The 14,551-nt window shown below is 53.4% G+C and carries 10 protein-coding genes; 1 reads left to right on the top strand and 9 read right to left on the bottom strand.

What is annotated here, in order from left to right; all coding sequences use genetic code 11:
- Positions 1-43: 43 nt before the first annotated feature.
- Together G6R38_RS25915 and G6R38_RS25910 are read right to left on the bottom strand one after the other, a co-directional pair.
- A complete protein-coding gene (locus tag G6R38_RS25915; RefSeq protein WP_166831707.1) occupies positions 44-598 on the bottom strand; it encodes an ECF-type sigma factor in 555 nt (184 codons plus the stop codon).
- Positions 599-755: 157 nt separating this feature from the next.
- Positions 756-2,417, bottom strand: coding sequence for a LamG domain-containing protein (locus G6R38_RS25910; RefSeq protein WP_166831706.1), 1,662 nt, complete (start codon positions 2,415-2,417; stop codon positions 756-758).
- 217 nt (positions 2,418-2,634) lie between these two features.
- Between G6R38_RS25910 and G6R38_RS25905 the strand changes: the two genes are divergently transcribed.
- On the top strand, positions 2,635-3,756 hold the full coding sequence (locus tag G6R38_RS25905; RefSeq protein ID WP_166831705.1) for an aminotransferase class V-fold PLP-dependent enzyme: 1,122 nt from the start codon (positions 2,635-2,637) through the stop codon (positions 3,754-3,756).
- 20 nt (positions 3,757-3,776) lie between these two features.
- Here G6R38_RS25905 and G6R38_RS25900 read toward each other — a convergent pair whose 3' ends face one another.
- From G6R38_RS25900 to G6R38_RS25870, 7 genes are all read right to left on the bottom strand, one after another.
- Entirely contained in the window at positions 3,777-4,586 is an 810-nt protein-coding gene (locus G6R38_RS25900; protein WP_166831704.1) for an SDR family NAD(P)-dependent oxidoreductase, read from the bottom strand.
- A 102-nt stretch (positions 4,587-4,688) separates the two neighbouring features.
- Positions 4,689-5,639, bottom strand: a complete 951-nt coding sequence (locus G6R38_RS25895) for an alpha/beta hydrolase (RefSeq protein ID WP_166831703.1) — start codon at positions 5,637-5,639, stop codon at positions 4,689-4,691.
- 270 nt (positions 5,640-5,909) lie between these two features.
- A complete protein-coding gene (locus tag G6R38_RS25890) occupies positions 5,910-8,558 on the bottom strand; it encodes a bifunctional serine/threonine-protein kinase/formylglycine-generating enzyme family protein (RefSeq protein WP_166831702.1) in 2,649 nt (882 codons plus the stop codon).
- Positions 8,559-8,648: 90 nt separating this feature from the next.
- Positions 8,649-9,173 (bottom strand): DUF2085 domain-containing protein, encoded by a 525-nt coding sequence (locus G6R38_RS25885; protein ID WP_166831701.1) that lies wholly within the window; start codon positions 9,171-9,173, stop codon positions 8,649-8,651.
- Between the two features lie 13 nt (positions 9,174-9,186).
- Positions 9,187-11,358: a hypothetical protein gene (locus G6R38_RS25880; RefSeq protein ID WP_166831700.1), complete on the bottom strand. Its 2,172-nt coding sequence runs from the start codon at positions 11,356-11,358 to the stop codon at positions 9,187-9,189.
- Between the two features lie 77 nt (positions 11,359-11,435).
- The gene (locus tag G6R38_RS25875) at positions 11,436-13,055 is read right to left on the bottom strand and encodes a coiled-coil domain-containing protein (RefSeq protein ID WP_166831699.1); all 1,620 of its coding nucleotides are present in this window, start codon (positions 13,053-13,055) and stop codon (positions 11,436-11,438) included.
- 49 nt (positions 13,056-13,104) lie between these two features.
- The gene (locus G6R38_RS25870; RefSeq protein WP_166831698.1) at positions 13,105-14,538 is read right to left on the bottom strand and encodes a hypothetical protein; all 1,434 of its coding nucleotides are present in this window, start codon (positions 14,536-14,538) and stop codon (positions 13,105-13,107) included.
- Between the last annotated feature and the right edge of the window lie 13 nt (positions 14,539-14,551).

Raw genomic sequence — 14,551 nt, 5'->3', positions numbered from 1 at the left:
AAAAATCCGGAGATTCTTCCAAAAAATCCCTTTTGACCGTTATTTAGGACTCCCGGAGGCGGTCGAATAGCCATGCGCGGGCGAATGCCCACAGTCGATCTCCCTGCCTGCGGGTGAGGCCGAGGCTGGCTGAGGCGTCCTTGAGACTTAGACCTGCAAAGAATCTCAGCTTGATTAGCTGGGCCGCAGTCGGGTCTTGCAGGGACAACGCTTCGATGGCCTCGTCCAAGTCAATCAGCACATCTGGGGGAGTTTCCAGGGCCAATGAGATTGTCGAAAGGTCAACGCGGCGACGATCGCCACCTCGTTTTAGCCGTTTCTTGTCACGCGCACGGTTCAGAAGAACTCGACGCATCGCTTCTGCGGCAGCACCGAAGAAGTGTGCTCTGTTCTCCCATGACTGGTCGTCGTCATCTCCGACCAATCGCAGATACGCCTCGTGCACCAATGCCGTCGCCGTGAGCGTCTGACCGGGCCGTTCGTGGTTCAAACGAGCCGCCGCAAGTTGACGAAGCTCTTCATAAACGAGGGGAAGAAGCTGTTTCGCCGCCTCGGGATCGTCGTCGACCAATGCCAGGATTCTCGTAACCTCACTCATATCGGCAGTATACTATTGAGTGACGAACGCTCCCACTGATCGCAGCTCAAAAACCGACCGCAGGTTGGTTACGCAAACTCTGAGGGCCGTTCATCAACCGTCTTGAGTCAATCGTGACCGCGGTCAATGAAGTCGTGGGCTGAAAGGCTACAATCCACTACTTAGAAGACGATAGACGTTGAACTTCCTTGAACGACAATGCGCGGTCGTAGATACGCACGTCTTTCATGCGACCGTTGAAGCAGTCGTGCTGACCAAACCCGATCTTCAGCGGTGTCCCTGGCGTTAGGTTGTAAGCGGATTGATCAAAGTTCTTGCTCTCAGCGACTTTGACGCCGTCAACAAACAACTGGAGTTGGCTATCCGTTCGGACGGCAGCGAGATGTCGCCAGCCTGGCTTGAGTTGTTTGTCGTAGGTCACAGCCTTCCCGGCCTCCAATGAGTACACATGCCCCGACGGAAGCACGCCGCAATAAAGTCGGCCGTTGTACACCGCCATCGACCATGCGCGTCGGTAGCGGACGTCTGGCGTTTCATCGAGTCTTCCGGTGTCGGTCCAATTTCCCGGTCCGTCGTAGCGATAGACATTCGCCAACGGCAGTGTCCCTGCGTAGAACTTGCCGTTGTACAGAGAAACCGCCATGACTTCTTTTTCTTCCCCAAGTCGTCCGGTATTCACCCACTTCTTGGCACCTTCGTGCCGATACACGGAACCGGTTGGCCAAGTGCCAACATGCAACTTCCCTTCATAGACCATCATCGAGTAGACCTGGCTCGTTTCGGGGACCGGTCCCAGGGCTTCCCAGTCCTGACCGCCCTGGTATCGAAAGAATTGGCCTTGGTCGTAGCTCAAACCGTAGAGTCCACCGTTGTGGACCCCCAAATGAGTAATCCGCAAATCAGGACATCCACAGTCTTGCCAATTTCCGATCCCGTCGAATCGATACATACCACGAGTCCGCGGAGTATCACGCCACGCCCCGGTCGTGCCCGTGCCTGCGTAGAGTTTGCCCTTGAAGACCGCTAATCCGCTGATGCTACGCACGTCGGCGACTTTACCGCAGTTCGTCCACTTCGTTCCGCCTTCGTAACGGTAGACGGTTCCTCCGTGATTCGTGTTCGGTGAAAGCGGCAGTGATGAACCGCCTCCACTGTAGAGTTCCGATCCGACGTACAATTGCCCGTTGTAAACCGCCATGGCTTTGATGCAATTCGCAGGATCAGGAGCGCCGCAATCGATCCATTCTTGATCACCGGCATAGCGATAAACGTGGCCTTGTTCGCCCTTACCCGGCTCCCAAGTCGAGCAATACAGGTCGCCGTCGAAGACAACCAGCGAATTGATCAATAGGTTGTTACCCGGACGACCACAGTCGACCCAATCGGTACCACCTTGGGCGGCGTCAATGCCAAAGAACACGTTCCGCCAATTTGACTGAGCAGACGTGACGCCCGCATAATTCATGACGCTGAAGTTCAATCCTCGTCGCGTTTGTGGATTGTACCAACTCATTACGTCGCCGATCACATCATCAAGTTCCTGTTCCGTATGAATCCAAGTCGAAATCGTGAATGGCTTGTCGCCTAGCTTTGGTACACGGTCGGCAGGAACTTCCAGCCAGGAATCGACCCCATTGAACAGGCCGCCTTCAGTTTCGTCGAACGAAACGCCATGATTGACCGCATGCCGTCCACCGCCGGATGTGTCCTTCGCATCCTGGATTAACTTCCAATGAGCGACCGGCCCATCCGCACCAACAAGATGTGAAACGGGCGTGAGGACTGCCAGAAACAGTAACGCGATTTGCAGAGAATTCATGGGGATATGCTTTTAAGGAACGACTGGCAAGGATGAATCGTGATTCACAACAAACTGTCGGATTACGACAGTTTACAGATAAGCCATGACCGATGCGAGCGTGTCCACACGGTGGCCTCAAGTCCGTACGTGACGAGGTGTAGTCACATCGGGGCAGAAGTGTGAAAGTGGCGAGGGATCATATCCCCGTCGAAGGAACAGAATTGGAACAATGCTGATGTCGGATACCATTTACCTTAATCATGCTGGGACCAGCTGGCCGAAGCCAACACCTGTTTTGGAGGCCGCAGAACGAGCTTCTCATCGGGATCCGTTGGAATGGGCTGAGGTGTTTCAACTTTCTCACGAGAAGATCGCAAGCTATTTTCATGTCGAACCATCTCGATTGCTCGTGACTCCGAGTTGCACGGCAGCACTCTCTGTGGCTGTGAGGGATCATGACTGGAAAAGTGGCGATCGTGTGTTGACGAGCCAGTATGAACATCATGCGTTACATCGTGGACTGGCGAAACTCGGGGAGATGGGAGTTGAGGTCGTTCAGGTTCCGGCCAGTGAGACCGAGTTGGTTGATCTCAAAATACTCGAAACCCAACTGCAATCAGGGCAGGTCCGATTGGTCGCGATGACAGCCGCGTGTAATGTGACCGGACAATTGCTTCCGATGGATGAGATCATCGAATTGGCCCACCAATATGGAGCGTTGGTTTTGTTGGACGGAGCACAAGTCGCCGGATGGTTCGACTTGGACCTGTTGGCCATGAAAGTCGATTTGTTTACGTTCGCGGGACACAAGGGCCCTCAAGCACCATGGGGCATTGGCGGTTTGTATGTTTCGGCGAATGTTGAAATGAACTCCCCATTAGCCGCTTGCGATCTCCAAGAAACTCAGCAGCGGGCGGCTTGTGCACCCATGCCAGGTTATTGCGATACAGGATCGGTCAATCTTTCTGCACTCGCAGGAATGGGAGCCGCCGTCGATTGGTTGAGAGAACCGAAGCAAGCCGATCGATTGGACAGAGCACGACGGCTTACGCAAGACTTCACAGACAATCTCAGAGAAATCTCCAACGTGAAAATCCACGGTGACGTCCCGATGGAAATGAAGGTCTCGACAGTGGCGATAACTTCGGACATTTTGTCGCCGGCGACGATTGCAACAAAGTTAAAAGAAATGGGAATCGTCGCATCGGCGGGGTTTCAATGTGCACCGCAGGCACATCTAAATCTTGGAACTGCTTCGAATGGTGTCGTCCGGTTTAGTTTCGGACCGCAAACTCAAGAGTGGGAGATGAAGAAAACGGTTGATAGTCTGAAAACGATTCTTGATCAGAACCGCTGATCGGTCAATCAACCAACCTGTTATGAATGCATAACCTGACCACCATCGACATTGATGGTTTGCCCAGTGATATTCTTGGCCAACGGCGAAGCAAGAAACACCGCCATTGCCGCGACGTCTTCCGGATCCTGCCAACGATTCAAAGGTGCGATATTCCTAATCTTTTCGGCAGCCCAATCATCATAGGATTTCTTTGCGGAATCCGGTTGACTTGCATTCCACGTCGCCCAAACGGATCGATTCAATGGCGTTTTGACCATTCCCGGACAAATGGTATTTACGCGAACATCATAGGGAGCGAGATCCTTAGCGGCACACTGTGCAAAGTTGATCACGGCGGCTTTCGCCGCGCTGTAAGGAGGATCTGTTTGGGACCCGATTTGTCCCGCGACAGACGACAGAATCAAGATCGTCCCCCGCTTTGCTGCTATCATCGTTGGAACCATGGCTTGGACGGCATTGACCGTTCCCATCAGATTGACTTGAAGAACGTTCTCCCAATCAGCAGGTTCGAGATTCCAAAAAGGGAATCCATATTTGCCGGACCCTGCCCCAGCCGCACAGATCAAGTGATCACATCTCGCAAAAGTCTGATTCGTAAATTCAGCGACGGTCTGCATGGCGGAAAAATCCGTCACGTCGGTGGTCATTGGGGCGATTTGACAATCATATTTCGAGCGAATCTCCGCAGCGGTATCTTCCACCTTTGGATCTCGGTCCACTAACACCACGGATGATCCATTAGCCGCAAACAACTCCGCGATCGACTTCCCAATCCCACTCGCGCCACCAGTGATGACCGCAGTATCATTGGAAAGATTCAGATTCATCGCCAATGCTAGTACCTCTAGTGTCGTGATGAATTGATTCAGGCAACGGTGCCTTTCACAAGTGATCCAGATTCGATGATACGAGAATCCTCAAAAGAAAAATCACTTGCTCTGAAAACTAGCTGCGTGGAATTTCATGAGGTCTAAGCCTCGCTTTTCATAGATCTTGTACGCACTGTGTGGCACATCGGGCACAATGATTTTCTCGAACGGAATCTTCAAAGACTGCAAGAACTTCATGTATTCCAAGTTGTTCTCATAGTTAAACCCTTTGGTCCCTACATGAATCAAAATACGGAGAGGCGGTTGTGGTGACTGAGCATATTTACGAGCGAGATCCCAGGTGTTGTCGCCGGGGGAAAATACGAGATTGGCTCGTTCGCGGCCGTTCTCCTCGGAAATGCGTTTTTCAGTGGCGTATCCGGCTCCGCCAGGAGCGGCCGAACAAAACAAGTCGGGATGCTTGAACATAATCCGCGTGGTGCCACGTCCGCCTTGAGAGAAGCCTTCAATGCCACGCCCGTTTCGCTGAGCAATCGTGCGGTACGTCGCATCAATGTGAGGAATCAGTTCCTTGACGAAGACATCCTCGCCCATTGCGTTCTCCCGATCGACCATGTTGTAATGGCTGACAGGACCACCATTGACGAACACGTAAATCATCGGCGAGACCGCACCCGATTGCATGTGCTTCTGCAAAAATGTTGCCAGCCTGACACTTTTGATTTCGCTCCCCGGGCGTCCACCGTGCAGATAGTAGACAACCGGGTAACGCTGTTCTGGCTTCTCTTTATAGCCCGGCGGAAGAAAGATACAGTACCCGACATCGAATCCCATCGAGGGGCTGCGAAACGTAGCGTGTGTGACCCCCGGTAGTTCCTGCTTCAACGGATTAACCCATCGAAACGGCTGGGATGCCTTTGGTTTCGATTTCTGCTTGCGTTTTGCTTGAGTCGCTTGCCAAGCCCACGCTGAATTTGTCAGGAAGAGCAAAACAAACGAAGCGAAAATCAGTCGAAATGACGGAGCAATTCGACGGGTCTTGGCCAGCATTCTAATCCCCTTGGTTCTTAGCAAATGTAGGATCGATCCTAACGCAAACGACTCGATGAAACCAAGCCAACGGCTGACCAACTCGACTGCGACTATTTGACGATAAGGACCTCGTCGTGTCCGCAAGGAACTCACAAACGGCTCAGAACCAGGCCGCTCCCCCAATGGCACAGGTTTTTGTGGCTGCGTTTGAGCCCTTAAAGCCGACTCTGTCTTCGACGGAAGGTCGGCTAATCTTTCGAGAAAAACTCTAGACGTGCGAAAGGTGTCTTAGTCAGCTGCGATGCGAAGACCAAACGAGGGCTCTGCGTGAGTAGAGTTGGCCCACATTGCAAAGGGAATCACGCCGTACAAACTGCACGATACTTGAAAACTTCCACCGCGTAATGGGTACATCATGCCATTCGGTTCGGCGAGCCATTCAAACACGTTGCCGATGGCATGGTACAGGCCGAAGGGGCTTTTTCCGTCGGGAAGAGAATCGACCGGCAGCGTCTTGCCGCGACCAGATTCAGCGCCGTTACATATGGTGGCACGGAAGTCGTTGCCCCATGGATACAATCGATCGTCATGAATGCCCCGAGCGGCTTTCTCCCACTCAAGAACGGTTGGCAGACGAAAACCAACCCATCGGCAGAATGCGTCGGCGTCGTTCCAAGTGATACCCGCAACCGGGCGACGCAGCCATTCGGCATCACGAGTTCCCCAATTTGCCGGCGGGGGGCGACCGGTGTCTTCGAGGAACATCTGGTATTGCTCGTGAGTCACACATGTTCGGGCGATACGATACTCATGCACATGGGGCGTTTGCAGTCCCGTACCCACTAACTGAGCCTGACTGACTGCGTTCAATCCAAGCTGGGCGGCCAACGGTTGTATGGATTGGGCGGAAACGCCTTGTGTAAAACGACCGGCGGGAATCCGAATCAGTTCCTGCGACAAAAGTTCTCGGCAGCGTGCTTGTGGGGTTTGTTGTTGCGAGCGAACAGGCGATGAGCTCGGGTTTGCTTCGCGAATCGAGGTTGGAGGCGTTGGGATTGGTGTCGCTGACTCGGATGACGGGTTCGGAGCCGGACGTTGTCGGCCAGCGACGACTCGGAAGCCGAATTCCGGATGTCGCAATGAAGGTTGCGATTTCATGGGTGTCGATGTAGCGCCGTACACGCGACACGTAGACGCGAACGATCCGCCCCGCAACGTGGCCGGTTGGTCGGATTCATCCGCAATCCACTCCCAGACATTGCCGCACGCCTGCAACAAACCGTATGGGCTGGCACCATCGAGAAACTGATCCACTTCGGTGACCCCTTCGGCTTGGTTTTCGGCGCATTGACAGCGTGACGCATCAAAAACATTCCCCCATGGGTATGTTCGACCGTCTGTCCCGCGAGCGGCCTTTTCCCATTCGAAACGCGTTGGCAGACGATGACCAGCCCATTCGCAGAATGCCTCTGCGTCGAGTCGGCTGATCTGAGTGACAGGCTTATTGCGATCGGCTGCATGCGGCTGTGTCCCAGGCCAGTGAGAAGGGGGCGGTGCATTAGTGGCGTTGACAAATTCAGCGTATTGGGCATTCGTGATCGGACTTCTTGAAATGCGAAATGCATCCGTTCGGACGGTAATGGGCGGCTGCGATGTCAGCCAAGTCACCGCTTTCTCGATATTCGAGATGGCTAAAGCGGCCACCATTTGACGCGCGGATTCGACCGTGCACCCCGCTTGAAAAGTTCCTGCCGGCACGAACACGAAGTCGATATCGATGGGATGAGTTGTCTCCCGGCTAACGGGATCACTTGACGCCGACTTGCCAAACTCCGGAGCGGATGATTGAGGTTTCGATTGCCATTCAACATCGACTTGCGCTGTCTCAGTCGATTTGACACTTGGCCGCGTGTCGCCGCACATCAGACCAGAATCGATGAACTTAATCAGAGCTGCTGGGTCCTCGAACCGATCGTCGGCATTGATCGCAATCATTTGATGGACAAGTTCGTGAACCCAACCGGATAGGTTCGGGCAGAATTCCTCAAGGTTTTGCGGACGCCCCTCGTGATGACGAGCGATGATCGCGTAGATGTGCGAGTCGTTTGGACCTTTAAACGCATGACGTCCGCTCAACAGGTAGAACAACGTCGCCCCTAAAGCATAGATATCCGTGCGAATATCCACGTCGTGGGTACTCTTGAGTTGTTCCGGCGACATAAACGCGGGGGTGCCCATGACGGCATCGGTGACAGTGATCGTTTCGTCGAAAATACGGGCCAAACCCAAGTCAAGTATTTTGACACAGTTGTCTTCGGTGAGCTTGATGTTTTCGGGTTTGATGTCGCGATGAACGAGCCCTTTCTGGTGAATGTAATCTAAACCTTCTGCGGCCTGACGAATCACGCCGATCGCATCGGCTTCATTCATCGGACCGTGATCGCGTATGTGCTTCTGCAAATCAGACCCGGTGATAAACGGCATCACCATGAACACGGTCTTGCCATGCACTCCGGCATCGTGCGTCGGCACAAGGTTCGGATGCTCCAAAGCCGCTCCGACCAAAGCTTCACGAACAAACCGATCCTTCGCCCCCGGACGTGCAACGATATGAGGCAGCATCTTTTTCAGGGCAACCTGTTTCCTCAGAAACGTGTGCTCCGCCCGATAAACGACTCCCATTCCTCCCCGGCCAAGTTCTTCGAGGAGTTTGTATTCCGCGACGAAAAAGTAACGTCGGCTCTTGCCCTTCTGAATCATCTTGCATTGCCACTTGGTCAATAGACCCTCAGCGATCAACGCATCAGCCAACGCCCGGCTTGAGCCGCGTTTGTCATCGGGAAGGGTTTCGAGAATTCGTTCAAGGTCTGTTGACGTGACAAGATTGCTGGCCACAACTGCGTCCTTGAAACGCTTTCGCCGTTCTTGTTGACTCATGGGAGACTCGCGAGCGCAATGAATCTGCTAAACTCCTTCAATTGTAACCATTCCACGACGGAACATGGGAGCAACATGACGTACAGACGCTCATTTCGTTTGAAGTGTTGTTTTGCCATCAGAGCTTCTCAATACCGTCAAGAGTGGTTTGCAGAGCGACTGTTTCCACTGGACGAAGTGTGTGACGCCGAGGACTAACAGCATGTAAATGCCCACTCCGCCCGCCATCCCGGCGATGGTGCGTTCCGCGTGCCATGTTGCCGGTAGAAAGATCAGGCCCCCGATCCAACTCAAGAGAATCCAAATCAAACCGAATAAGCCAACGCGGATTGTCCACCACCTTGGTCGATCGCACGCCGCGGCTGCAATTCCGGCGGCTAGCGGCAGGCCGATCCATATTCCCAGGCACCTCGCACATACGGGCATCGGTTCGCCCCAACTCATCCAGCAACGGTCTGTGATGCGGTGACAGAGTTGGTAGTAAAGTTCGTCCAGTTCGCACCCGATGCTAGTGCCCTTCCAGAATGGCCACAGTAGTAACAGCAAGACGTGAAGTCCTCCAAGTACCGCGATGGTCGTGTGGCAAACGGTTGTTTTGATGGTTCGAGGATGCATGACGAGAGAACGGCTAATAATCAAAACTGCGACCACATTTCCGACAGACATATCGATTGGCTTTACTCAATGGCTTGATCCAAGCGACACCGGCAGCGCAATGAATGCACGAAATCCCCGGCGGAAGTAAATGGGAGAAACGTCCCGCTGGCGTGACTCGCTCGGCTTCCGCAAAACTGCTACCAAGAAGATCGTGGTTCGATTTCGTTTTAACCTTCTTCGGTTTTGCTTTGACGGGACCTGCGTTTGCTTCGAGGATCGTTGCTGTCTCGGCGGGCGAGGTCCTCTGTGAGACAACAAGCCAGTTCAACTTTTGTGATTGGTCGAGACCATTGAATCGAAACGAAACTGAGTCTTTCAAAGTCACTTCCAGAACTCCAGATTGACACTGAGGACACACCAGCAGTTTCGATTCTCCGGCTTCCCCGCTCGGAGAACAGAACACACCAAACGCAGCTTGTTGATCGCCGCTTCGTATGGCACGGGTGAGCAACTTCAGTGCCCCATATCGCAGGTTGCGGAGCGGTCTCGGCTCCATATACTCCTGGCATTTTTCACAGAACATGGCTTCATTAATCAGCTGCCGAATATGTGTGTACGCAGCCGAGACTAAGAAATAGAAAAAAACGAGTTGGAAGAACCAATGCAGTCGCAGTAGACCGCGAGCCCAATCGAATCCGGCCGGCAAAAAATAGATATACGCGAACGCACATGCACTGCTCCCAACTGCAAATTTGGCGGCAAGGCTGCGATTTCGGCACGAAGCCATTCGACCAAAATGATGAATGAATTCAGCGCAGGTCACGCCGGCGGCCACCGACACTGCAGTCCCCCCGACCAAAGCAAAAAGGAATGCCACGATTCGACAACAGGCCGGTACCGAACTATGCATAGATGTCCGCCCCTCAACAAGCATGAGCGGCGCCCAGATCGTAATCCATGCTCCAATTGCCAGCATGACGGCTGCTGCTAGGGAACCCCAGATCGCACCGATCGTTAGCGACGAGATTCCGCCTTCTTCCATCGCGCCGTCTGGCTGATAGACCGACGCCACTTGCGGCATCTCTTGTTGGAACTGTTTGATAACGGCCTTGGCCAGCAGGTCGCCGGAATTGTCTTCAACCTTTCCATGACGTTGATTCGTATTGATCTTGTATCGCAGGGCCAACCTATTGGCCGAATCACGCATCTCATTGCGACTCCACAATGGTTTGATGCTTGAGACTGGCTTAGACGCCTTTGTGGTCACACGGTTTTGCGGCGGATAGTTTGGCGGTCTGCTGACTGATCGTGCAGGCAAGAGTGGCGCGTTTGGCGTCGTCCGCATTTTGCTTCGCGGACTGAGACGCCGGAGGCGGTTGTCGTAACGCTCTTTCGCTTTCACGTCGGCAAGCGTCGTTGCAGCGGCAATAACCTTCATCTGCAAGGCTTGAAGCATCGGCCGATCTTCGTCGGAAGCATTCCGCACCAGCGGTGCAATGCGTGTCAGTTCACGGAGGATCTGGCTACTGATTTTTGCGGTACTTGACTCAAATGGCTTGAGGGAAAGCAACTCGTAATGTGTCGGATCCGTAAGGCCCGGTGGCAACCCCAATCGTGTGTAGTCTAGCGTTTGATCAGACGTCGAAAGTGGCAGCGACTCCGGCGTGGCAGGCTGACTTGGCGGAACCGGTTGGGGAACAGGTGCTGTAGGCGGCTTAGGACTTGGCGACTCGGTATCGCTCCTCGCCAACCCGTACGTGTTCTGGTCAGCGGAAACCTCCTCAGGCTCTGATGGCTTCGCCGATTCCGTTGGCTTTGACGGTTCGTCCGCCAACGGCTTGAGTGGAACTATTTCGTCTTGTGGTTCGGGCTTGGCTTTTGGCAACGGTTGGGGTTTTGGAGACGCTTCCGGAAGGTTTAACTCATTGCGTAGACAATAGTCGTACAGTTGTTTTAACTTCGGATCGAGCAGCACGTCCCTTGCTTCACCGATTTCGATCATTAGCTGTTCGGCTTGCGCATACGACTTTCCCGACTGCCAGGCCAGCAGCTTGTAGTTTTGATCGGCCGCCGCGCCACGCACCTTTTGGAGATCATCCTCAAACAACGTCAACCCGAGGAGTTCATAGTGGTTCGGAGGTTGTTGTTCGGCGGTGATACCGAGCATTTTTTGATAGGGATTGTCGTCGGTTGATTCTGCCATGAGTCAATAACTATTGCTCGCCAATTCAATTTGTGACTACATGCCTTCTGAGTTTTTGATAAGCCGATTACATCCTGTTATTGAATTCCACCTTCGCCGCCGCCTTCACCGCTAGAGATAATGGGCATGTCTTCTTCGAACGGCTCCCATCCCACTTCGATGTCTCGATTCCAGGCCTGCTCCCGAAATGCCCGAAAGGCTTCAAAGCCACTCGGACGGACGAAAAGCATTAGAAAGTGCTTGCGAGAGTCGATATCGTTGAGAAAACGTTTTGCGGCCCATGAGTCGATCAATTCGCCGAGACCATGCCGATCAATTACGACGGTCGTTTTGCCGGTCGCTTTGGTCAACGCGGCGGACTTGACAAGGTCAAGTTTGTAATAGTCTTCGTCGAGTCCGTCTGTCGTCGTCACGCGGGCAACGCGACCACGGAAACAATCGACGACATGGCCTTTTTTCGACGTCTTCTGATAGTAAGGAATCCGAAAATCAACTGGGGTTGCGTTTGCACGGGCTTCGAGTTGGGCTTGCCGAGCTTTCTCGGCGAGCGACTGAGCTTCTCGGGTTTCCGTCTGGACTTGGTCTTTCAGTTCGGCAGTCTGCTGGCGGGCTTCTTCGGTTTGTTGACGCGACTGATCGATCTCACGACGTAACTCCGCCAGTAGCTCCCGCTGATTCGCTGCAGCTTCCTCAGGTGACGCCGGTGTGTTCGCCAGTTCTTCCGTAAGCGCAGCTAGTTCCTTTTGCAATTCGTCTTGCTTGTTTTTTGCGTCGTTGGCCTTCTTCGACCATTCCAAGAGTGGAGCGATCGATCGGTTATGCAACAGGACCAGCCATATCAACAAACCAATCAATATCGCCGCAACAACAATCAGTACAAGCACGATTGACCGTAGACTCTGTGCCGACGAACGTTTCGCGTCAGATTCCGCCTGGCGATCCGCGAGTTCCTGTTCGATCCTGTCTTGAGCTGCCTGCGTGTCCTTGAGTTTTTTTCGCAATGGAGCAAGCTTCGCTAGCAACTCCGGACGCCTGGTCTCGGCTGCTTCGGCTTCTTTCGCGAGACGGCTTGATTCTTCTTCGTTGTCGGTCAGTTCCTTCTGGCTAGTCGAAAGTGCTTCTTCGAGGTCGCGATTCTCCGATTCTAGTTTTTGCCGGCGAGCAATCAAAGTCTCGCGATTGAGTGTTTCGTCACGGAGCTCAGTCAGTTCGGCAGTGCGTAGATTGATGTCCGACCGCATTGATCGAACTTCCTGTGATAGGGCAGTTAGTTGCGGACTGAAATCGGATTGATTCTTCAAGTCGTCCCAGCGACTATCTGTCAGCGTTTCTGCAAACTTTTGTTGCTCCGTTTCCGCTTCGGCCAGTTGACGTTGATAGTCATTCCGTTGTTCCTCGACAGCCGACAGATTCTTCTGGGCAGCGGCTAACCGTTGCTGTTGTTGCGATTGGTCCTCTTGGAGCTTCCCAACCGTGTTCTCGAGTTTGGAAACCGCATTTTCGAGTACGGCAACTTCTTTGCGGAGCGACTCTAACTCGGCTTGCAAGTCAACGATTTCCGGATCACTTGTCACATCCCCCAACCCCGTGACGATGAAAAGCACAAGGATGAACGTCAACGCACCGACTGTGCAGGCGAGAATGTCCAGAAAGGAAAAGTTGAAGATTTCGATTTGTCGGCGAGCAATTCGGGACATGAGTCGCTGTGATATGAGGTGATAGGACGAGTAACTTCAGTCAACGTGCTCAGTCGAATAGAAAATCCCAGTCGGAATCAGCAGGTTCCCACCCGACCCCAGCTTTGACTTCCATCGCCGCGTTGCGGGCTTTTTCGAAGTTGCTATAGCCATCCGGTCGGATCCAAAGTACTAAACAACGGTCTTTTTTGGCCTTGGCGATCTCACGAATCAGTGTCCCGTACGGCGAACGTGAGGCGGAGATTTGGCTTTCCCCGACACGCTGTCGTCCGGGGTGAATCAATAGTCCGTCGCTGCGACATTCGACGTGCGTCGGCCGTCGCGAGGTGCCGCCGGGACCATCGATGGCTCGCGGGACCACTTGGCCACGACCATTTCTCGCCCGATCCGCCTGTTGTCGCGCTGTGCTTTTTTGTTGCCGAACGTTTTGCAATCGCTGTCGTAGTTCGGCCGCTTCCGCTTGTGCTTCCTTAGCCAGTCTCGCTGCGTCATCGGCTTCGGTCTTCACGCGGGAGATGTCACCCGCCCCGCTCCGAACTTGAGGTGAGGCCGCAATCTGGTTTTTGCGGTCTTGTAGTTCCGCCTGACGGCTTTCAATCTCGGTGAGTAGCTCTTGAATTTTGTTCGAAGTCGAATGATGTACGGCTTGCAAATCCTCAACGGAACCCCGTGGCCGACTCATCCTCTTACGAAGCCACCAGACAAACAGAGTTAGAGCAATTCCCCAAGCTACGATAAGTAACACCCACGGAGGTCGTGCGAGTTGAGTGTCGCCTGCCTGTTCCTCCAGCAGTGCTTTGGCCGCTTTAGCTTCAGAGATCGCTTGCTGGTTTTCAGCGATTTGGGTCGGCAACTCGGCCAATTCGGCATTCAAGCGGGCAATTTCGTCTAACATTTCTTGATACTGAGAGTTTTGCGTCTGCCGGTCTTTGAGTCGTCCTGTGACTTCCGCAACCGTTTTTTGCAACTCTCGGTTCTTGTCACGAGCTTCAACAGCCAGACGGTACTCTTCGGAATTTGCAACTTTTTGCGAAGCGAGTTTGTCGATTTCCATTTTCATGGCAGTAAGTTGAGTACTTAACTCCTGCCGTTGCTGATCGAGTTCCGCTAGTTCACGGAGCTGAGCGGCTCGCCGACTGGCTTCGTTGACTTTCTTCGCAAGACTTTCCACCTCGGCGGTCACGCGGACGGCATCTTGTTCCGTCTGGTCAGCCTGTCCGGACAATGACACAATGGATTCTTCGAGGCTCGACTGCTCGGTTTGTAATCGATCGCGTGTGGCGACTAGGACCGATTTGCGATCGCGAAGTTCCTCAAGTTCCTCGATTGCTTGCTGAACAACTTTGTCACGCGAAAACGAACCACGGACCGTGACGAGCAGAATCGTCAAAATGAACGCCAACGCGCCGACTGTGCAGGCGAGGATATCGAGGAACGAAAAATTGAAGATTTCTGGCTCTTCACGAGCAACTCGTCTACCCATAATTCTTCTGACT

It is taken from the genome of Thalassoroseus pseudoceratinae (assembly GCF_011634775.1).
In the GTDB taxonomy this organism is placed as follows: Bacteria; Planctomycetota; Planctomycetia; order Planctomycetales; family Planctomycetaceae; genus Thalassoroseus; species Thalassoroseus pseudoceratinae.
Note: the sequence above shows the minus strand (reverse complement) of the source record. Positions and strands in the feature narration are given on the sequence as shown.

Excerpts from the sequence above, each read along its gene's own strand:
- G6R38_RS25875 (WP_166831699.1), bottom strand. The coding sequence starts at position 13,055 with ATGTCCCGAATTGCTCGCCGACAAATCGAAATCTTCAACTTTTCCTTT.
- G6R38_RS25885 (WP_166831701.1), bottom strand. The coding sequence starts at position 9,173 with ATGCATCCTCGAACCATCAAAACAACCGTTTGCCACACGACCATCGCG.
- G6R38_RS25870 (WP_166831698.1), bottom strand. The coding sequence starts at position 14,538 with ATGGGTAGACGAGTTGCTCGTGAAGAGCCAGAAATCTTCAATTTTTCG.
- G6R38_RS25895 (WP_166831703.1), bottom strand. The coding sequence starts at position 5,639 with ATGCTGGCCAAGACCCGTCGAATTGCTCCGTCATTTCGACTGATTTTC.
- G6R38_RS25905 (WP_166831705.1), top strand. The coding sequence starts at position 2,635 with ATGTCGGATACCATTTACCTTAATCATGCTGGGACCAGCTGGCCGAAG.
- G6R38_RS25880 (WP_166831700.1), bottom strand. The coding sequence starts at position 11,358 with ATGGCAGAATCAACCGACGACAATCCCTATCAAAAAATGCTCGGTATC.
- G6R38_RS25915 (WP_166831707.1), bottom strand. The coding sequence starts at position 598 with ATGAGTGAGGTTACGAGAATCCTGGCATTGGTCGACGACGATCCCGAG.
- G6R38_RS25910 (WP_166831706.1), bottom strand. The coding sequence starts at position 2,417 with ATGAATTCTCTGCAAATCGCGTTACTGTTTCTGGCAGTCCTCACGCCC.
- G6R38_RS25890 (WP_166831702.1), bottom strand. The coding sequence starts at position 8,558 with ATGAGTCAACAAGAACGGCGAAAGCGTTTCAAGGACGCAGTTGTGGCC.
- G6R38_RS25900 (WP_166831704.1), bottom strand. The coding sequence starts at position 4,586 with ATGAATCTGAATCTTTCCAATGATACTGCGGTCATCACTGGTGGCGCG.